The 20,532-nt window shown below is 38.9% G+C and carries 20 protein-coding genes; 5 read left to right on the top strand and 15 right to left on the bottom strand.

Annotated elements, in window-relative coordinates; translation table 11 throughout:
• The first annotated feature begins 187 nt into the window (after positions 1-187).
• Positions 188-2,176, top strand: coding sequence for a PTS system trehalose-specific EIIBC component (gene treP / locus DIZ30_RS06245; protein WP_002297133.1), 1,989 nt, complete (start codon positions 188-190; stop codon positions 2,174-2,176).
• A gap of 84 nt (positions 2,177-2,260) precedes the next feature.
• Here the strand turns inward: treP and DIZ30_RS06250 are convergent, their stop codons facing one another.
• The 5 genes from DIZ30_RS06250 to DIZ30_RS06270 are packed head-to-tail and all read right to left on the bottom strand — an operon-like array spanning position 2,261 to position 8,786.
• On the bottom strand, positions 2,261-2,821 hold the full coding sequence (locus DIZ30_RS06250; RefSeq protein WP_002294256.1) for a nucleoside triphosphate pyrophosphatase: 561 nt from the start codon (positions 2,819-2,821) through the stop codon (positions 2,261-2,263).
• A 21-nt stretch (positions 2,822-2,842) separates the two neighbouring features.
• Positions 2,843-4,951: a DNA mismatch repair endonuclease MutL gene (mutL, locus tag DIZ30_RS06255; RefSeq protein ID WP_061573432.1), complete on the bottom strand. Its 2,109-nt coding sequence runs from the start codon at positions 4,949-4,951 to the stop codon at positions 2,843-2,845.
• 17 nt (positions 4,952-4,968) lie between these two features.
• On the bottom strand, positions 4,969-7,614 hold the full coding sequence (gene mutS, locus DIZ30_RS06260; RefSeq protein WP_002297135.1) for a DNA mismatch repair protein MutS: 2,646 nt from the start codon (positions 7,612-7,614) through the stop codon (positions 4,969-4,971).
• Positions 7,598-8,011, bottom strand: a complete 414-nt coding sequence (locus tag DIZ30_RS06265; RefSeq protein ID WP_002297923.1) for a YlbF family regulator — start codon at positions 8,009-8,011, stop codon at positions 7,598-7,600. Before DIZ30_RS06265 ends, mutS begins: the two co-directional genes overlap by 17 nt.
• Positions 7,989-8,786 carry a TIGR00282 family metallophosphoesterase gene (locus DIZ30_RS06270; RefSeq protein ID WP_002297139.1) on the bottom strand — a complete coding sequence of 266 codons (798 nt, stop codon included), beginning with the start codon at positions 8,784-8,786 and terminating at the stop codon, positions 7,989-7,991. The genes DIZ30_RS06265 and DIZ30_RS06270 overlap by 23 nt, the downstream gene beginning before the upstream one ends.
• Before the next feature lie 252 nt (positions 8,787-9,038).
• Between DIZ30_RS06270 and DIZ30_RS13655 the strand changes: the two genes are divergently transcribed.
• Complete coding sequence (locus DIZ30_RS13655; RefSeq protein WP_002297924.1) at positions 9,039-9,197, top strand: hypothetical protein; 159 nt, start codon at positions 9,039-9,041, stop codon at positions 9,195-9,197.
• On the opposite strand, the gene DIZ30_RS06280 is transcribed toward DIZ30_RS13655, so the two are convergent.
• Genes DIZ30_RS06280 through DIZ30_RS06290 form a run of 3 tightly spaced genes read right to left on the bottom strand, consistent with a single transcriptional unit; the run spans position 9,194 to position 11,381 of the window.
• On the bottom strand, positions 9,194-9,967 hold the full coding sequence (locus tag DIZ30_RS06280; RefSeq protein WP_002294261.1) for a Cof-type HAD-IIB family hydrolase: 774 nt from the start codon (positions 9,965-9,967) through the stop codon (positions 9,194-9,196). The genes DIZ30_RS13655 and DIZ30_RS06280 overlap by 4 nt on opposite strands.
• Positions 9,968-9,986: 19 nt before the next feature.
• Positions 9,987-10,622, bottom strand: coding sequence for a DNA alkylation repair protein (locus DIZ30_RS06285; protein ID WP_002294262.1), 636 nt, complete (start codon positions 10,620-10,622; stop codon positions 9,987-9,989).
• Between the two features lie 27 nt (positions 10,623-10,649).
• The gene (locus DIZ30_RS06290; RefSeq protein ID WP_174130979.1) at positions 10,650-11,381 is read right to left on the bottom strand and encodes a formate/nitrite transporter family protein; all 732 of its coding nucleotides are present in this window, start codon (positions 11,379-11,381) and stop codon (positions 10,650-10,652) included.
• A gap of 261 nt (positions 11,382-11,642) precedes the next feature.
• Here DIZ30_RS06290 and rpsD point away from each other — a divergent pair, with 261 nt between their 5' ends.
• Together rpsD and DIZ30_RS06300 are read left to right on the top strand one after the other, a co-directional pair.
• Positions 11,643-12,254 (top strand): 30S ribosomal protein S4, encoded by a 612-nt coding sequence (rpsD, locus tag DIZ30_RS06295; RefSeq protein WP_002294265.1) that lies wholly within the window; start codon positions 11,643-11,645, stop codon positions 12,252-12,254.
• 139 nt (positions 12,255-12,393) lie between these two features.
• Positions 12,394-12,933 (top strand): biotin transporter BioY, encoded by a 540-nt coding sequence (locus DIZ30_RS06300; protein ID WP_002297927.1) that lies wholly within the window; start codon positions 12,394-12,396, stop codon positions 12,931-12,933.
• A 69-nt stretch (positions 12,934-13,002) separates the two neighbouring features.
• Here DIZ30_RS06300 and DIZ30_RS06305 read toward each other — a convergent pair whose 3' ends face one another.
• The 6 genes from DIZ30_RS06305 to DIZ30_RS06330 form a co-directional block, all read right to left on the bottom strand.
• Positions 13,003-13,512: a QueT transporter family protein gene (locus tag DIZ30_RS06305; protein ID WP_002294268.1), complete on the bottom strand. Its 510-nt coding sequence runs from the start codon at positions 13,510-13,512 to the stop codon at positions 13,003-13,005.
• 380 nt (positions 13,513-13,892) lie between these two features.
• Positions 13,893-14,654 carry a 3-oxoacyl-ACP reductase gene (locus DIZ30_RS06310; protein ID WP_002297929.1) on the bottom strand — a complete coding sequence of 254 codons (762 nt, stop codon included), beginning with the start codon at positions 14,652-14,654 and terminating at the stop codon, positions 13,893-13,895.
• Entirely contained in the window at positions 14,651-14,872 is a 222-nt protein-coding gene (locus tag DIZ30_RS06315; RefSeq protein WP_002290506.1) for a DUF2829 domain-containing protein, read from the bottom strand. The genes DIZ30_RS06310 and DIZ30_RS06315 overlap by 4 nt, the downstream gene beginning before the upstream one ends.
• On the bottom strand, positions 14,862-16,475 hold the full coding sequence (locus DIZ30_RS06320; protein ID WP_002348592.1) for a helix-turn-helix domain-containing protein: 1,614 nt from the start codon (positions 16,473-16,475) through the stop codon (positions 14,862-14,864). The genes DIZ30_RS06315 and DIZ30_RS06320 overlap by 11 nt, the downstream gene beginning before the upstream one ends.
• Positions 16,475-17,176, bottom strand: coding sequence for an LrgB family protein (locus DIZ30_RS06325; RefSeq protein ID WP_002294273.1), 702 nt, complete (start codon positions 17,174-17,176; stop codon positions 16,475-16,477). Before DIZ30_RS06325 ends, DIZ30_RS06320 begins: the two co-directional genes overlap by 1 nt.
• A complete protein-coding gene (locus tag DIZ30_RS06330) occupies positions 17,169-17,579 on the bottom strand; it encodes a CidA/LrgA family protein (protein WP_002294274.1) in 411 nt (136 codons plus the stop codon). Before DIZ30_RS06330 ends, DIZ30_RS06325 begins: the two co-directional genes overlap by 8 nt.
• Before the next feature lie 325 nt (positions 17,580-17,904).
• Between DIZ30_RS06330 and DIZ30_RS06335 the strand changes: the two genes are divergently transcribed.
• The gene (locus tag DIZ30_RS06335; RefSeq protein ID WP_002290500.1) at positions 17,905-18,639 is read left to right on the top strand and encodes an MIP/aquaporin family protein; all 735 of its coding nucleotides are present in this window, start codon (positions 17,905-17,907) and stop codon (positions 18,637-18,639) included.
• 92 nt (positions 18,640-18,731) lie between these two features.
• Here DIZ30_RS06335 and DIZ30_RS13660 read toward each other — a convergent pair whose 3' ends face one another.
• A complete protein-coding gene (locus DIZ30_RS13660) occupies positions 18,732-20,201 on the bottom strand; it encodes a helix-turn-helix domain-containing protein (RefSeq protein WP_002294277.1) in 1,470 nt (489 codons plus the stop codon).
• Between the last annotated feature and the right edge of the window lie 331 nt (positions 20,202-20,532).

The raw sequence follows: 20,532 nt of genomic DNA on the forward strand, positions 1-20,532 counted from the left end.
ACTATACTACAGCTCTTTTTGTATTTCAATGTTCCTATTTTTAAGAAAAGCTTATTTTAAGCTTTTTAAAACGATATCATTTTCTCTCGTACTTTTTAATAAAACGCTTGCAATTCTCTCCGAAAAAAAGTATAGTAAATGAAGAAACAACTTGCATAGACAAGTTAAGAGAAAGGGGTTTATTGATATGGCAAAATATCAAGCAGATGCCGAGAAGCTGTTACATGATATCGGCGGAAAAGAAAATATTGCTGCAGTTAGTCATTGTGCGACTCGTATGCGTTTTGTCCTGAATGATCCAGGAAAAGCGGACGAAAAAGCGATCGAAGATATACCTAGCGTAAAAGGGATGTTCACGAATGCAGGACAGTTCCAAGTCATCATAGGAAACGATGTTTCTACTTTTTATAACGACTTCGTTGCAGTATCTGGAGTTGAAGGGGTTTCCAAAGAACAAGGAAAAGCAGCTGCAAAACAAAACCTTCATCCCGTTCAACGTGCTATTGCCGTTTTAGCAGAAATCTTTACACCACTGATTCCTGCAATCATTGTCGGTGGATTGATCCTTGGATTCAGAAATGTACTTGAAGGTATCCAGTTTGAAAGTCTTGGTGGAACAATCGTTGAACACTCGAAGTTTTGGAATGGTGTCAATGCCTTTTTGTGGTTACCGGGTGAAGCAATTTTCCATTTTCTTCCAGTAGGTATCACTTGGAGTATTGCAAAAAAGATGGGTACTACACAAATATTAGGAATCGTTTTAGGAATTACGTTAGTTTCTCCGCAATTATTAAATGCTTATAGTGTAGCTTCCACAGCCGCAGCAGATATTCCATTTTGGGATTTTGGTTTTGCTCAAGTCCAGATGATTGGTTATCAAGCGCAAGTTATTCCAGCCATGCTGGCAGGGTTTATGTTAGCGTATCTAGAAATCTTCTTCCGCAAATATATCCCTCAGTCGATCTCGATGATTTTTGTTCCATTGTTTTCATTGTTACCAACTGTTTTAGCTGCACACGTTATTTTAGGTCCTATCGGCTGGACAGTCGGAAGCTGGATCTCAAATATCGTAAATACTGGATTGACGTCTTCTATCAGCTGGTTGTTTAGTGCCGTATTCGGATTCCTGTATGCTCCTTTAGTGATTACTGGTCTCCACCATATGACCAATGCCATCGATATGCAGCTGATTGCAGATTTCGGATCAACGAATTTATGGCCGATGATTGCTTTATCAAATATCGCCCAAGGCTCTGCAGTCTTAGCCATCATCTTCTTACATCGTGGGAATAAAAAAGAAGAACAAATCTCGATTCCAGCAATGATTTCTTGTTACTTAGGCGTAACTGAACCTGCTATGTTCGGAATCAATTTGAAATACGTCTATCCTTTCGTCGCTGCAATGGTCGGCTCTGGATTAGCTGGCATGTTTGCTAACTTGATGGGTGTTCGAGCTAACGCGATCGGAGTAGGCGGTTTGCCAGGAATACTAGCTATCCAAGCAGAAACATGGGTACCTTTCATCATCGCAATGATCATTGCTGTCATCATTCCATTTGGCTTGACGATCATCTTTAGACGTCAGGGAATTTTGAATAAGATTGATCCTGCTGTTCCTGAAAATGCTGCTGATGTACAACTTCAAACAGCAAATGGCGCAACAGCAACGCCACAGTCTTTCGAACCTGTTTCAGCAACTGGTACGGCAGTTGCAACAAAAGAAACATTATTCGCAGTCGCTGCAGGGACCATCAAGGAAATAACTGAAGTAAATGACCCAGTTTTCTCACAAAAAATGATGGGTGACGGTTATGCTGTCGAACCGTCAAACGGCAAAGTCTATGCACCAGTAAACGGTAAAGTGACGAGTGTCTTTGAAACAAAACATGCCATTGGTATTCTTTCTAATGAGGGGCTGGAAGTACTTGTTCACATGGGATTAGATACTGTTGAACTAAAGGGTGTTCCTTTCAATGTATTCGTGAAAGAAGGATACCTTGTCACACCAGAGACCCTGATTGCTGAAATGGATTTGCCAGAAATAGAACAAGCTGGCAAGAAAACTGACATTATTGTTGCTTTGACCAATAATGAAAAAGTTGCAGGACTTTCTCTTGACCAATCAGGACTTGTTCGCCCGGGCGAAGCAGTCGGTAAAGCTGAAGTAAAATCTTAGTCAGAGTAGATAAGTAATCTTTTCAATAAAAAAAACGGGCTATCATGGATTTTCAATCGAAAATCAGATAGTCCGCTTTTTTGTTTAAATGAATGTTTTCAGTGCCTGATTGACAGCACCAATCGGAAATCCTACGATACTGTAATAATCTCCAGAAATTTCTTTGACGAATACACTCGCAGCATTTTGGATGCCGTATGCCCCTGCCTTATCCGCATAATCCCCCGTCTCCAAGTAGCGTTTGATCTCTTCGTCTGTCAAAGGATAAAAAGTGACATGTGCTTCTGCTAGTATCCGTTCTTCTCGTTCCTTTGTTTTTAAAACAACAGCTGTATATACAGTATGTGTTTCCCCGCTTAGTTTTTTCAGCATGAATTCAGCCTCAGCCAGATCTTCTGGTTTACCCATGATCTCTTGATTGAGAACAACAGTCGTGTCACTGGCAATCACTAAATGGTCTTCTTTTTCATCTTGTTCCCAGACAGTTCGTGCTTTTTCTTCAGCCATTCTACGAACATAATCGACGGGCTGTTCGTCTGGAAATGGCGTTTCATCGATATCAGCAGGTTCAATCTCGAATTCTGAAACGATATGAGCCAATAACTCTTTTCTTCTTGGTGATTGGGATGCTAATACAATCTTCATGTTTTCCCTCTTCTCTTTGACTTAATGCGGGTCTTGGATTCGTTTGAACATCCTTTCCATATCCGAATTGGTAAAGTGAATCAATACTGGACGGCCATGGGGACAATTGAAAGGATTTTCGCATCGTGCCAGATCCTTCAGCAGCACACGTGCTTGTGCTTCATTCAAATAATGGTTGGCTTTAATCGATCGTTTGCAACTCATCATGATTGCTGTTGCTTCACGGAATTTTTTTACACTCACACTTCCAGTTGTCAGCAGCATATCGATCATCTCCCGAATAATCGATTCTTCTTCTCCATTGGGATACCAAGTAGGATGGGCCCGTACAATAAAGCTGTTTTGACCAAATTCTTCTAAATAAATCCCTGCATCTTCTAGCAAGTGTTTTTGCTCTTTTAATTTCAAAGCATCACTGTTTGGATAGTCTAACACAAATGGAACAAGCAATTCTTGCAGATCATCAGATACTTCCCCAATTTTTTCCCGGAAATATTCATACTTAACGCGCTCTTGGGCAGCATGCTGATCAATGATGTACAACCCATCGCTACTTTGGGCAAAAAGATACGTTCCGTGCATCTGTCCAAAATATTCCAACTGAGGAAAACGTTGTACTGGTTTTTCCGTTTCTAATTTCTTGATGGCTTGTTCTAATGTTTTGTCGTTTCCTTGAGTGAAATCAAATTCAGGATGGAGTGTCAATTCTTCCTCGTAAATCTTTTCATCCTCTTCTACGGATTTATCTGCTTGTTCTTCATTTGTTTTCTCCATGTTATCCACAATGGGAAATTCTTTCTTTTCAGATTTTTCCACTGTTTTTTCTACAAAGTTATCAACATTTTCACCAAACTTATCCACCGTTTTCGCTGTTTTTTCTGGATAAGTGGTGTTTTCTTCAGAAAAACCAGAATAGTTTTCAACATTTTCCACAGACTTATCAACAATTCTGTCAACAAATGTGTTCTTTGGTTCTTCTACGAAAAAGGTACCTGTCTCTCGATCAAAATTCAAACTACTTGGCTTTTTAGGTTTTTCTTCTTCAAAAGCGTAGGACAAATCGATTTCGATTTGTTCTGTTTTAGGCTGATCAGGTACTTTTTTCTTAAACCGTAGATTATCCGCTGCACTTGGAATCAGATTTTCTTGAGACAATGCTTTTTGAATGGCGTTACTAATTAGCTCTGTTAGTTCTTTTTCCTTCGACAGCCGGACTTCCTGCTTCGTCGGATGAACATTTACATCTACTAAAAGCGGGTCCATTTTGATTTCCAATACAGCAATAGGGAAACGACCGACCATTAATTTTGACCCATAACCTGCAACGATTGCTTTATTCAAGGAAAAGTTCTTGATAAAACGTCCATTGATGATCGTCGATAAGTAATTCCTACTGGCACGAGTCACCTCAGGCAATGAAACATAGCCAAATAACTCAAAATCTAGATCTTTTCCTTCGATTTTCAGCATTTTTTTTGCGGTAGATAATCCGTAGATTCCCGCAATTGTTTGTTTCAGATCGCCATTTCCAGCAGTTGCCAGCATTTTGTTTCCATCATGTACTAAACGAAAAGCAATCGATGGATGACTCAATGCCAGTCGATTGACGATGTCCCCGATGTTCGCTAATTCTGTGTGCAGTGTTTTCACGTATTTCAAGCGGGCTGGCGTATTGAAAAACAGATTGCTGACGGTAATCTTCGTTCCTTGACGCAGTGGTGCTGGTCGATGCTCAATAACTTCTCCGCCTTTCAGCGACAGATAGGTGCCTTGTTTTTCTTCCTGATTCGCCGTTTCCAGAGTCATTTCAGAAACAGAGGCAATACTTGGCAAAGCTTCCCCTCGAAAGCCCAGCGTTCGTATGCGAAAAAGATCGTCGCGATTATGGATCTTACTTGTCGCATGCCGCTTGAAGGCATTCTCTACGTCGTCTGCCAAAATGCCTTCTCCGTTATCAATCACTTGGATCGTCCGCAGTCCCGCTTCTTCAACTAAGATATCAATCTGAGTACTGCCGGCGTCAATTGCATTTTCCACTAATTCTTTCACAACGGAAGCTGGTCGCTCCACTACTTCTCCCGCAGCGATCTGATTAGCTAAACGTTCAGATAATTCTTGGATTTTGGCCATCGATATCCGCCTTCTTCCTACAGTTGTTTTTGTAATTCATATAATGTGTTTAGTGCATCCATTGGCGTCATTTCTAGTAAATTTATTTGCTTCAGTGATTCAATGACTTCTGTTTCATTTTCGGATAATTCACTGAATAAAGAAAGCTGTTGGTTTTCTTCTTTTACACGGTCTTGTATATGGTCTTGATTTACTTTTTCTGCAGGTGGTTTTATTTGCTCCTGTTTGGCTGTTTTAGTTTTCTCTTCTACTTCAGCTGGAACAGTATGGTGTCCGTTATCGCCATTTTCTAGCGTATGCAGGATATCTGCTGCTCGTTCTAGTAGATTGGAAGGCAATCCTGCGATCTTTGCCACATGTATGCCGTAGCTTTTATCCGCAGGTCCATCCATCATTTTATGCAAGAAGACAACTTCTCCGTCTTTTTCAACGGCTCCAACATGGACATTTTTAAGCTGCGGAAGTTCTTTCTCAAGTACCGTCAGTTCATGATAATGAGTAGAAAAGAGTGTTTTTGCTTGTACATGACGATGGATATATTCGATGATTGCTTGGGCCAACGCCATTCCGTCATAGGTTGCTGTTCCTCGCCCTAGTTCGTCAAACAAAATCAAACTGTTTGGCGTAGCATAACGCAGGGCTTGATTGGCTTCCATCATCTCTACCATAAAAGTACTTTGTCCAGCAATTAAGTCGTCACTTGCACCAATTCGGGTAAAAATCCGATCAAAAATAGGTAAAACTGCTTGTTTTGCCGGAACGAAACAGCCCATTTGCGCCATCAGAACAGTTAATGCCAACTGTCGCATATACGTACTTTTACCAGACATATTCGGTCCTGTAATCAGCAAGATCATTTCGTCTTCTGCCATTTCTACGCTGTTAGGGATATATTCCTGATGTCCTAATACTTTTTCTACTACAGGATGTCGTCCGTCTTTGATCAGAAGCTGATGCTTGTCACTGACAAGTTCTGGCCGAACATACTGATAGCGTTCGCTGATCGTTGCAAAACTTTGTAGCACATCTACTGCACTGATTGCTTTTGCAAGTACTTGTAGCGGCTGGATAGCCTTTTTGACTTCTTCTCTCACAGCTAAAAACAACTGATATTCTAAATCAACAGATTTTTCTTCTGCTTCGAGGATTTGTGTCTCCAATTCTTTTAGTTCTGGTGTGATGAAACGCTCTGCATTTGCTAAAGTTTGTTTTCGTTCATACTTCTCCAGTTCTGCATTTCCAAGATTTGCTTTTGTGATTTCTATATAATAACCGAAAACGCGGTTAAATCCGATTTTTAAGTTTTTGATTCCTGTTTCTTGACGCTCTTTTGCTTCAAGTTCTGCCAACCATTTCTTTCCGTTTCTCATAGCAGAACGGTACATATCGAGCTGCTCATTGAATCCATCTTTGATGATGTTTCCTTCCGTTATTTGTAACGGCGGATCATCTTGGATAGCTTGGTCGATCAATTGGACGAGATGGTCCATCGGCTGCATTTCTGAAAGCAGACTTTGCCATTGACCTTGATCGATTCCTTCAATCAACCCTCTGATCATTGGCACTTGTTCTAAAGAAGTTTTCAGCTGGATCAAGTCTCGCCCATTGACATTACCGAAAGCTACTCGACCTGCTAGGCGTTCCAGATCATAGACTTTCGTTAATGCTGACTGCAAATCGATACGTTCAAAATAGCTGTCTAGCAAAGAAGCGACCATTTCTTGTCTTGCTTTAATTTGTTTTGCCTGGATAAGCGGACGGTCTAGCCATTGTTTTAGTAAACGGCCACCCATTGCTGTTTTTGTTTCATCTAACAACCATAGAAGAGTGCCGTGCTTTTTCCCAGTCCGAATAGATTGGCTTAATTCTAGGTTGAATTTTGAATAATAATCCATTTTCAAAAAATGATCTGGTTGGTATTCTACTGCTTTTTGGATATGAGCTAAACTCCGCTTTTGTGTCACCGATAAATAAGTCAATAGTTTGCCGGTTGCTTCTTTTTCCAGCGGATCGACTAGTTCGCTTGTCAAAAAGCTAAATTCCGCGTTTTCTTCCATCTCATTTTGTTGAGAAAAGACTAGCCCTAAACGCCCGCTTAGCTGTTCACGAAGGGTATCAGTGATCTCACTGCCTAATACGAGTTCTTTTGTCTGCAATGCAGAGGCTTCATTTAAAACAGCTTCTTCATCATGCAACCGAGCCGTCTTCAATTCTCCCGTACTTAAATCGGCATAAGCAAAGCCAAATTCATTTCCTTGACTAACTACAGCTGTTAAAAAATTGTTGTCTTTTGCCGACAATCCTTTGCTGTCCATGACTGTACCAGGAGTGACTAGCTGGATCACTTCGCGCTTGACCATCCCTTTAGTCGTCTTTGGATCTTCTACCTGCTCGCAAATCGCTACTTTATAGCCTTTTTCAATCAAGGCATCGATATATCCTTGTGCTGCATGGTGAGGTACACCGCACATAGGAATAGGTTCTTCTGCATTTCGATTTCTGCTCGTCAACGTTAATTCCAAAAGCTGTGACGCTTTGATCGCATCTTCGTAAAATAGTTCATAAAAGTCTCCTAAACGATAGAACAAAAAAGCATCTTGGTATTGGGCCTTGATGCTTAGATATTGTTCCATCATAGGAGTATTTTTAGTTTTTTGAGGCATGTTTTTCCTCCTCTATTTGTCCATTGATTTCTTCTTGTATCATAGTTGTTAAATGATGAAGCAGATCATCTGCTTCCAACAGCTGTTTTCTATAAGCTACAACAAGCGGATGCTGATCAAATTCTTGCATGAATTGATCCGCTTGTTTGATTGCTTCTTGTTCTGCTGCTGGTTTGTCATAGTGGGCAAAATGAACAGCATCTTTTTGCGCTTGTTTGATTTTTTCTCTCAACTCAGCTAAATACTGGTTTTGCTGGATCTTTTCTTCAAGTTCTTTGTAGCGAATGATCGTTTCATTCTCTCTTAAAAGTTTTGTCAGTTTCCTTACTTCTTTTTGAATTTCCGGCTCCTGCTGCAAAAAACTGCCTCTCTTTCTACTCCATGAACGGTCGATCATCGTTGATCTGAATCAGCTGGATTTCTTTTGCATGACCTGTCGTATCATCCAATTCCAAGATACAGCCGCTTAAAATCGATCGGCCTTGTTCCACAACTTCAAAACGTTTTGGTAATGCGGTCAGAAACTTTTCGATTACAGGTTCTCTGCGCATACCCAAAATACCATCATAGGGACCTGTCATCCCAACGTCTGTCAGATACGCTGTTCCTCTTGGCAAAATTCGCGCATCATTTGTCTGAACGTGTGTATGTGTACCGACCACTGCTGAAACTTTCCCATCTAAAAACCAGCCCATTGCTTGTTTTTCACTTGTTGTTTCTCCATGAAAATCTACAAAAATGATCGGCGTACGTTTTCTGGCTTCTTCTACCAGCTCATTCATTTTACGAAAAGGATCATCCAAGTCCACCATAAAAGAACGAGCCTGCATGTTGATCACTGCCAGTTCGACTTGGTTCACTTTGACAAAGACCATCCCTTGTCCAGGCGTCCCTTCCGGAAAATTTGCCGGACGAACCATCTTTTTAGCTTCATTTACAAACTCAAAGATTCCGCGGTTGTCCCACGTATGATTCCCCATCGTCACGACATCTACGCCGTCTTGCAAAAATTTTTTATAGATTTTTTCTGTGATTCCACGTCCAGAAGCGGCATTCTCACCATTTACAATCGTTACTTGCGGACGGTACTTCTTCTTCAATCTAGGAAGATATTCAGTAATCATCTCTCGTCCCATTGAACCTACTACATCACCAATAAACAATACCCGCACACTAAATTCCTCTTCTCTTTTAACATCACTCTATATTATAGTTGTTTTCAATAAGAAAGAAAAGGTCAAACAAAAGGAACTCTTTCCTGGTATTTCTTAGTTTTGAAAAATAAAATAAAAAAATGGGACTATGACAAACATCTTGTCACAGTCCCATTTCCCGAATAAACGTTGTTTCATCTACTTCTTCAGAAATAAGCCGTAATTTTACAAAAATTTGAGAAGCAATTTTCGTAAATCCCTTCTTATTTCTTGAAACTGACCACTTCTGTCACGACCTCTTCCTTAAACGGTGTTCAAAAGCTTGCATCTGCGGTAATAAGCCCAGAAAAACGAAAAATAGGAGGAGCTATTTTTGTTTGGCTGGGCTTATTACTTGATGCAGAACAGCTTTTTCACAACCTCTTTTAAATCACGCTTAACTCTTTCAATGCCTTCCAAATTCCATCCTGATCGTTTGTATCAGTGACCATCTTAGCTTCTGCTTGTACTTCTGGCACAGCATTCCCCATAGCTATCCCAATTCCTGACATGCGCAACATTTCACGGTCGTTTTGTCCATCGCCAAAGCTGATGATGTCTTCATGAGGGATGCCTACTTGTTCTGCTAAGTGCAGAATTGTCGCTGCTTTAGAACCATTTTTAGGTACGACATCTACACTGTTCTCATGCCAGCGGACAAATCGAATTTTATCATATGAAGAGAACTTCCCATCATATGTTTGATCGAAAAATGCTAACGCTTGGTATATTTCTTGTTCCTCTGCAAAAAACTGATCTAATTCAGGCAAGACAGCACCGAAAGAATGCATCGCTTCTTCCATCACCGTTACATCATTGGAAGAAGAACGCTTGATATTGTCTAAGCTGACAAAAGCTGTATCGATCTGCTCATGATGCGCTTCTTGAACGAACGCATCCAACTGGTCGCGATCTAGTAAATTCTTATATACTTGTTCATGGTCTAAAAAACCGGCCGCTCCATTACATAAAATGTAGTTCGTAAAATCAAGATCGCGAATGATCTCTTGCGCATGAAATCGGCTCCGCCCTGTAGCAATCGTGACCAGATGACCGGCTTTGCGTAATTTTTCCAATGCTTCTCTCGTGCTATCTAAAGCTTGTTTGTTTGAATCTAACAACGTTCCATCAATATCAAAAGCAAATAATTTGCGTCTCATCTCTTGTCGTCTCGCTTTCTTATAAATACTTACTTGCCTCTCGAACAGCTAACTTACTCAAATCTGTTGTCAGCTGTCTTTTTACCCAATCGGCATCGGTCTTACTGTAATCGCGTAATGCCCAACCAATTGCTTTTTGGATAAAGAATTCCTTTGTTTGACGATCTTCGTCTATTGCTCGGATCAATAGTCCTGTGTCTGTTTGCTGTTTATAACCTAATTGCAACGTGATTGCTATTCGACGTAGCCAAAAATCTTCCTTTTTTTCAAACAATTGAAAGACTTCTTCACGCTGCTCTGGGTAGGCTTTACACCATGTGCTGTATACTTTTCTCCAAGAGTCGATGCTGTCCCACCATTCTTTTTTCTGAACTAGTGGCAACAATACGACTAAGTCTTCAAATGTAAGCCGTTTGATGTTTTTCTGGACTAAATCGATCGCTACATACTGATACTCTCTTTCGATTTGTTCATAATAATAATAAACAAAAGCTAAAACTTCAGAAATAGATAAATTTTTGCTCTCATCCAGTAACGGTTGTTGTAAAAGAGCGCGTTCCGGCTTAGGTACTCCAGCAAAGGAAAAAAGATTTTTCATGTACTTTTCCATTTGTAACGCTTTTTCCTCATTTTTTGGAAAAACTAAAACTTCCATGGCACTTCCCCTTTAATGAACGACTTTTTAGTCCACATAGGATGATTTTGACTGATTCAGCCAAGCATATCCCAGTCCCATTACTAAACCGCCACCAATATAATTTCCTGCCAAAGCAAAAATGAAAATGATGAATACGACTGTGATCACTTTCCCGGCATCCTCTTTCATCCGCATGCTGATCAGTACAGCGGTATTGACAACGATATTCGCAAACATCCCTTCCACCAAAATCGTTGCTGCAGGTTTTGCTAGTTTTACTGCTATTGATTCTAACATAAAGTTGTCCAACGTTAAATCTTGAAATGGCGTAGTCATAGAAATAAGAAATCCACATAATATACCGCCAATCATATTGAAAAAAATACAGGCAAATAGAATCTTGGCTGCCTTACTTAAAGCAAGTCTCTGCCGAAAAACACCCACGGTCATATAAAGCATATTCGATGTTCCTAATTCAGCGTTCATGTATAGAATCATGACCAGACCCCAGCTGAACATAAATGCGTATAAAATCTTTCCTAGACCATGCGCGATATCTTCCCCCTTCATCGCGATTGCAAATGCCACAGCCGTTCCTAAAGTCAAAAACAAACAGGCGAGAACCGCTCGAACAGCGTAACGTGAAAAGCTGTTTTCAAAAAGATTCGCCTTCTTTTCAATTGAAGCATCGATTTTCTCAAATAATGGTGATACCGGATTCATTGATTTTCTCCTTAAACTTCCTTCGCTTTTTTCCATTTGCACATACCCTCTCATTTTATAAAGACAGCCTAGGTTTGTAAAGCGTTTTTATGTACTAATTATCTTGACATTCGTGGATGATCTATCATATACTGTAGTTTGTGTAAAATAATGCAGCAGAAAAATAATAACTCATCCCTAGTTTGTTGCCCCGTCTCGGGTTCGATTGTGTAACCGCGGCTGCAAAGGTGAAGATTGAAGAACAAACTATATGATTATGAATTTTTCAACGGATTATTTTACTCCAAAAACTTATATTCATTGGAGGAAATTTTAATGTCTCGTTATACAGGACCATCATGGAAAATTTCTCGTCGCTTAGGCATCTCATTGTCAGGCACAGGAAAAGAATTAGCACGTCGCCCTTACGCACCAGGTCAACATGGACCTAACAGCCGTGGCAAACAATCAGAATACGGCATGCAATTAACTGAAAAACAAAAACTTCGTCACATGTACGGAATGAACGAACGTCAATTCCGTAACTTGTTCGTAAAAGCTAGCAAAATCAAAGAAGGTAAACATGGTGTTAACTTCATGATCTTACTAGAACAACGTTTAGACAATGTTGTTTACCGTTTAGGACTTGCAACGACTCGTCGTCAAGCACGTCAATTAGTTAACCATGGTCACATTTTAGTTGATGGCAAACGCGTTGATATCCCTTCATACCACGTAGAAGTGGGTCAAGTGATCTCAGTTCGTGAAAAATCACAAAACATCGTAACAGTAAAAGAAGCTGTAGAAGCAACTGTTGGACGCCCAGCATTCGTAAGCTTTGACGCTGAAAAATTGGAAGGTTCATTGACTCGTTTACCAGAACGTGACGAACTATATCCAGAAATCGACGAAGCTCTTGTCGTTGAATACTACAACCAAAGCTTATAATTTCAAAAGCTTTCTTGAAAAAGACCGCTATCTATTGGATAGCTGGTCTTTTTTTATATTTTCTATTTACAAAGTAATCACTTTGTTTTACAATTTCGTTAACCAAATAAAAATATTAAGTTAACGAAAAGAGGGCATTATGAACCGAACATTGAAAGAATTAATACTTGCTGCGGAATTTGCCGCGATTATTTCTGTCCTTTCTCAGATGACCATTCCTTTTGGCTTGGTTCCTTTGACGGGGCAAACATTTGCTATTGGATTAACAGCAACTTTTCTCGGAAGAAAACTAGGATTGATATCTGTTGCAGTTTATCTTTTACTTGGCTTGATTGGTCTTCCTGTATTTTCAGGGATGACTGGAGGTATAGCTGTTTTATTTGGGCCAACTGGCGGATATTTGATTGGATTTCTCTTACAAACGTGGATAACTGGTTGGATGATCGAAAGAACGGATGCTCATTACTTATATGCAATCTTTGCCAATCTAATGGGCTCTCTTGCTGCATTGATCTGCGGAACGATCTGGCTGAAAATAAGTGGTGATCTTACTTTTACAACTGCATTTGCCAGTGGACTACTGCCGTTTTTACTGCCGGAAGCAATCAAGGCAACTGGAGCAGCTTATATCGGTATCTTGATGAAAAAACGGCTAAATCGATTTCTTCATACAAATTAATCAAAAAAGCAGCATGGAAGAAGACTCAAAGTCTCTTCTACGCTGCCATATTTTAAATTAAACAGATCTTTATTTTGACAAATCCACTTTTTTACCGATCCAATAAATAATTATCCCACCGACAATCATTGATGCCAATTCTCCTAAAGCAATCACCCACCAATTCAAGAAAAAAGGTAGTTGATATAAAATCGTTAGCTGACCAGCTACTGTAAACATGGAAAAAGCAAATACGCATGCTGTCACAGCCATTTTGATTTTCATGTTTTTGATGCGACTAGTGATTTTATAGTTGATAAGCAATACAAGCAGCGTGCTGACGCTTCCTACTACAACATCTATCAGTCCAAGAGGAGAAGCCATATTAGCCAAAGCTACTCCCGCTGTTACCGCGACGATGTATCTTTTGTTATACAAGGACAGATAGTTGAACATCTCCGAGAGACGAATCTGAATCACTCCAAAGCTAAAGACAGACAAAACCAGCGTCACTGCCACATATAAACCAGTGACTAGCGCCATCCGAGTCACATCTGTCGTTGTCCAGCGTTTGGCTGAACGGGTATTATTTTTTTCCATGTTCTATTTCTCCTTTGCAAGATAATTTTATCTTGGTAATGACTGCGACCAAAGGATGGGAAGAAAATTCCAACTGAAGTGCCGCAGAAGGTAGTGAAAAAGCTGCCCTGCAACAAGTAATAAGAATAGTCAAATAAAAATAGCTCCTTATATTTTTCATTTGGCTGGACTTGTTACCGCAGTTGCAAGCTTTTGAACACCGTTTATATCAAAAGGTCGTGAAAAGCCGCTTAGTTTCGAATATTAACGATTATTAAAAAGAATTTTTTGAACTGGCTGTTCGGCATCGAATGTCGGGAACAGTCATCGACTTTCTTTTATCATCAACCGTTGTTTCTCTCTTTAGTTTTATCATACAGAAGCTTGAAAAAAACACAAGGTTATTTTAACAACCATCCGCCATCGATTGGGATGATCGTTCCTTGTATGTAGCTTGCTTGAGGAGAGGCAAGAAATAACGTCAGCTCAGCTACTTCTTCCGGCTGTGCCCATCGCTTGACTGGTGTTTCATTTGCGACCCACTCAGCCATCTCACCTTTCCCTTCAAAATCAGCCGCATTCATTGGTGTTTGGATGGCTCCTGGAGCAATTCCTTTTACTCGGATACCCTGTCCTGCGTAATCCAGAGCGAGTTGTTTGGTAAATCCGACGATTGCATGTTTCGCACTTGTATAAGCGATCCCACCTCCGCCAGCAACCAAACCCGCAATCGAAGCCATGTTGATGATTGTTCCGCTTTTTCGGCGGATCATATCAGGAAGGATGATTTTTGTCAGCTGATACATGCTTTTCACATTCGTCTCATAAATAAGATCCCACAGCGATTCGTCAGTTTCCATCAATGGTTTGTAGGCATCCAATATCCCCGATGTATTCAGTAAAATCGTAACTTCACCAAAACGATCCTGGCATTTCGATACCGCTTGTTGGAGTTCTTTCATTTGTCGAACATCACCTAGTGCGTAGGCAAAAGTTTCAGGAAATCGCAAAGAGAGTTCTTCCATTTTACCGAACTTTTGATCTAATCCAAATACAAAAGCATCTTGTTCAAGAAACGCTCGGGCTTGCGCAGCACCAATTCCAGAAGCAGCTCCTGTGATAAATACAACCTGTTTAGCTAGATCTGGATACTGGTTTTTCATTCTACGATCGCCCAATCATCTGCTAAAATATCACAAACTGTAGGAGCGAAGCTGGAAAAACCTTCGTCACTTGTTTTGATCAATAAGTAAGGTGTCACTGGACAGCCATCAAATTCATCATCGGATACGAGAACAACATAAAGTTCAAATCCACTCCATCCTTTACGAATAATCTTTGCACCTTTTTTCAATTCTGGTAAAATTTCTTCAAATGTCATCTTTTTTCTCCTTCTTTGTTATTGTTTTAATAGTTTTTTTTTGAATCATTTCAAATTTTTGAGATAGTTGGATGTAATCAATTAATTTTAGTTCTTCGGTCACAATAAAATAGTCAAGATCCGCCCATGGTTTGCGGTGGACTTTACTTGTCGAAATCAGAAGATCAACTTCTCTCCCCCGATAATCTGTTGGCAGAAAAATCAGCTGATACTCATTACGGAAAAATGTCCGTAATCCCTCCTCTAACAGTTGCTCTTCAAATAATGGGAAATCTGTCATTAAAAGGATCGTGATCTTTGGAAGCTGTGGAGTAAAGGCTCCTAATGTTTTAAACACAGTCAGATACCGACCCATCAAAAACGCATGATTTTTAAATGCCAGATGATTGGGATGTTTGTGTCTACTTTCAAAAAAATGTACGAGCCATTGTTTCAATTCCTTGTTTTCAATAACTAAATGATTAATAAAATCACTACTATTGCCATCAATCGTTTCTTTCGCATTAGGAAAAAGATAGGCGAAAAAATGACTGCTGAATAAATAGTTTTCTGCCTCGAAGGTTAGATTTTCTGCTGGCAGCCCCTGCTCTTCCTGATAAAGAGAAAGAGCGGCTTTTGCTTCTGAAAGGGCTGTAAAGGGCGGTGTTTTTGCTTGTTGATGAAAATCAAAAATTTTCTTCCGTATCTTAGGATCACTATAATATTCTTCACGAGTCATCAGTACAAGAAATAATGCGCCTAACTCGTCTTCTACTTGAAAATAATTAGGAAATACCGGCTCCATGACTTGGCAAAATCGCTGGAACAACAGATTGTCAGAAATCAGCCGTCTTTTTTTCTCATTCAATACAACATAATGCTTCTGTGATTTTCTTAAAAAAAAGGCACCTAGCATGTATTCCAATCGTCTTTTTTTGATCTCGTTCAGACGAACATTAAAAAAAGCCATGATATGTTCTGCCATATTCTTTACGTCCATTTGAGAAATCGTTTCAAATGGCCAGATTTTCCCTCGAAACAACTGCCAGAATGTCATATGCAAGTAAAGTCGAATGATTTCTTCTTCGCCTTGAGCGATATATGTACCTCGTTGCAGCCGAATTCCGTAAGTTTGCAGTTGCTGTTTCCATTCATTGATTTTTCGATGAGCAGTAGATTCACTAATGTAATGCTTTTGCGCAAATTGGTACATTGTATGGAATTCTTCAAAAAAAATGTCGTGCAGCAACTGGAATTTCAGCGTACTTTGCACGAGATAGATCAAAAAACGCTCATGTTCAATTGAATCGAGCGTATCATAAAAGTTATAACCAGAACGGTGATTTTTTGTAAACAAAGGGTGTGTCTTACCGCTAAACTGCTGATAGTTTTTAGACAGCTCGTTCAGGTATTTCGACACGCTGCGGGCATCCAGCTGAACAACTTGCGCTAATTGTGCAGCGGTATGCCAAGCTTGATCCTCAAAACTTTCTAGGAGGAGAATCTTATAATATAGATCTTTATCAAATTGTTTAAGATACTCGGAAGACAAATACACGTCTTTCCCTCCTTTTTTATGCTCGAACGTTTTGGTTATTGTAGCATAAAATAGTGGTTTTCGCATCAAAACAAGCCAGCAAAAGGCTGAAAGAATAACGGCAGCAACAAAACGGTCAATATCCCATTTACGCATATCGCAAGTCCGGAAATGATTCCTTCTATTTCGCCAATCTCGATTGCTTTTGCTGTACCGATAGCATGAGAAGTACTTCCTAACGCCACACCGCGAGCAACTGGACTTTCGATCTTGAATAGGCGGAAAATATGAGTGGCGATCAGCGAACCAAAAATACCTGTAGAGACAACAATAGCAAGTGTCACGGCATTCACCCCGCCCATCGTATGAGATAAATCGACAGAAATAGCCGTCGTTACAGATTTAGGTAGTAATGAGATCACCATCTCTTTATGAAGAGAGAAGAAGTAACCGAACCCTACACTAACCAAGCAATTTGCGACTATTCCTGCTAAAATCGCAGCCATTACAGGATAAAAATTCTCTTTCAGTAAACGGAAGTTTTTATAAAGAGGGATGGCAAGTGCCACTGTCGCAGGAGTAATCAGCATAGTCAAAAAATTGCCCCCGATATTATAGTCTTTATAGCTGATCCCAGAAAAATGCAAAAATAAGATAATAACAACAATCGATAATACGAGAGGATTCAAAACAGGCAGTTTATATTTCCGCAAAAATTTATCAGATAATACATACACTCCTAAAGTCAAACTTAAGCCAAATAGTGGATTCACAAAAAACTCAGTCAATTTGATTTTCCTCCATTTCGTTTACAGATACCCTTCCTGCTTTTTTCTTACGGACATAGCCCAGCAAAGCTTCTACACCTTCTGCCGTTTTTCCCGCTGCAACCATCGTGACGATGGAACACACGACGACTGCTCCCAGTAAAACAGGCCATATCGAAGCAATATCATCAAAATATTCCAATAAACCTACACCAGCAGGAACAAATAAAATAGCTAGATTATTCAATAAAAAATCACCAGTTGCTCCGATTTTTTCAGGATCAACAAGATGCATTTCAAATGCTAAAAATAAAAAAAGAATACCTAAGATACTTCCAGGAATAGGTAAATGAGCAAAAATCCGTATGCCTTCTCCTAATACAGAAAAGAAAATAATAATGAAAAACTCTTGAAAAAATTTCATCAAACAACACTCCTTACGTATAGCTTTCATTTTACTAACAAACCTTTTCTGAAAGTTTCAAAACATGCTGTTTCTAAGATACAATTTTTGAGAAAAAAAACGTTTTTTTTTTGGTATATTTATAGTTAAGCTTGGTGATTTGTGGAGAACTTTTAAAAAGAGTTGGAGTTTTACTGTTGGTCTGGTTTCTTATAAGTAATGGAATTCATTTTTTTATTCACATTTGTTAAGACTGCAGAAATCCTTCCGACACGAAACACTGCACCGATGCTTTTCGTGTTGATGTTTCTTTTTTTTTGCATTTTTATAACTTTTGGAGGTATTTATGGATTACTCACTAATGACCCGTCTTGCGGCGGAAATGATTGGTACAGCATTACTAATCGTTCTAGGTAACGGTGCTGTAGCAAACGTAGATTTAAAAGGTACAAAAGGATATGGCAGTGACTGGATGCTGATTGCTGTCGGGTATGGATTCGGGGTTATGATGCCAGCAATGATTTTTGGTGGAATCAGCGGTAACCACATCAACCCAGCATTTACAATTGCTTTAGCATCTAATGGTCTATTCCCTTGGGCTGAAGTTGTTCCTTATATCATTGCACAATTGATTGGTGCAGCGATTGGACAATTGATCGTAGTAGCTTGTTACAAACCTTACTACGACCAAACAGAAGACGTGAACCATGTGTTAGGTACATTCTCAACAATCAACAGCGTTGGTTCTAAATTCAATGGTTTCGTCAATGAATTCTTTGGTTCATTCGTTTTATTCTTTGGTGCCCTAGGTATTACAAAAGCACCATTCTTCCAAGATAATCTTGGTACAGCTCACTTAGCACTCGGTTTCCTTGTATGGACATTAGTTGCTTCACTTGGTGGTCCTACAGGTCCTGGACTAAACCCAGCCCGCGACTTTGCTCCACGTCTTGTACACGCACTTCTTCCATTGAAACATAAAGGTTCTTCTCAATGGGGATATGCATGGGTACCAGTTGTAGCACCTATCTGTGCTGGTGTCGTAGCAGTATTCTTATATAAATTATTATTTATGGCTTAATCAAAAGCTAAATAAAAAAACTTGGTACAGCGATTGCGTACCAAGTTTTTTTATTTTTAGAAAAAGCAGTCGGACTTTCTAAAAGAAGTTCACTATTCGATCCTGTCGATGATTTCTTCAGGAAAATCGTCTATTTGCTTGTCAATTTTGCTGTCTTTGTATTTCTCTTCTTGGATAGTCAACAAAATCTTTGTAAGATTCCCCCAGTCTACTGCTCTTGGCGGATCGAGCCAAACCACTACTTGAGATGCACTTTCTTCATATAGATTATTCCTATTCGTGATTATAACATCCGGGAACTCAGGCTTTCCTGCCTCTATCACTTCCGTGTTCAGATTAATGTACAAGCTTAAATTTTTCTTGATAAATTGATTATAGGCAGCACCATAAGAAAAATCGATGATGATCTTTACTGGTTCAGAAATCAGTTGAATGGGTATGTGATTGATCAATAATAATAAATAACTGAAAAAAAGAAAAAATTTATCTTGAAGCAACTCTTTGCGTTTTGACGTTAGATCATTTATATACTCTATCAAATAGCAATAAAATGCTGGATAGTTTTCTCTAAAAAAAGAAACATCAAGTGGAAATTCATCAGCTTTATTAATAGTGTAATGCAAAAGTTTAAAATGTATTTTGGTTAACTCTCTTCGGATCAATTGGCTCGTCTCTTCTCGCAACAGATTAAACTGATTTTCAAAACTTTCAATGAATCGTTCATTCAACCATTCGATTGTTTCATCTTCATTTTTTCTCAAGTATTTTTGATCCAATTTATCATGAAGATAAAGCCAAGAGAGTGTCTTATTGATAAAAATAACGGATTTTTCTCCTAATACTCCTTTTAAGTGGTAAAATCCTATATCCGAAAAAAATAGCGACTGATTGCTAGCAATATCTAAAGAATCAGCTTGTTCAGCCAACAGGTTGATTGCTAAAAAGTGGAATAATTTCTTTTTTTCATAAGCAGACAGAGGATAATACTGTTTTAAATCTTTTAACATTTTTTCTGTTTTTATAATTATAGGTAGCGTATACAATTCCACAAAACTTATCTCTGTTGAGTTAAAAAGATTATATAAAAAAAGCCGAATGTTTTTAGGATTCCCTGTCAACTTTCTCTTTTCAAAAAAAATTTGATATTTTTTAAGATTTCTTTTTAGTCTTTGTAATACTTTATAAGCCACAGAATAACTCACGTGATGCTGTTTAGCAAAATTTTCTACTGAGATATATTTTTCCTGAAAGAAAGCCAATACCATTTTCATAGATAAAGAATCCGTTATATAACGAGATAACAGAGCTTTGCTAGAACATTTTCCATTAATTTCCAGACATATATCCAATTCACTGACGGTTACTCGCAAATTTTTCTCTAGATCGAACTTTTGTAAATCATGTTTCAGCTTATCGATCGTTTTTTTCAAGAGAAATGTCGATAGCGACAACTCTTCTTGAACATTCGATATTGACTCTGATAAATTTGAGCTTGCTTCTAAATATTTAAGTAATGAATAACTTCTGTGATCTTCTTTGCTTAAAAAAAACTCATAATTCATTAGTCATCAGCTCTTTCTACGTATATTACTTTCCATGCATTCACCAACTAGCTGGGGATAAAACTGATTTCCTGGATCCGAGTCACTGTTGTCAGCGATTCTTGTTTGTATAATATACATCGTCCTGTCTTTTTTTTAACATTTTGGAGAGCGTTTTATTTGGCCTTTCTCGCGATCAAACCTGTTATAAGAATTATATCATTTACTAGTATGCATTTTTATTAATAAAATGGTATATTTTATATTACGCCGATTGTAAAATTAAGCTAGACAACTAAAAAAGTCATTTGTGCTACACTCAAAATAGTTCCGACCAAAGAATTATAAGGAG

Origin of the sequence: Enterococcus sp. H57 (genome assembly GCF_003112495.1) — a bacterium.
Lineage (GTDB): Bacteria > Bacillota > Bacilli > Lactobacillales > Enterococcaceae > Enterococcus_B > Enterococcus_B faecium.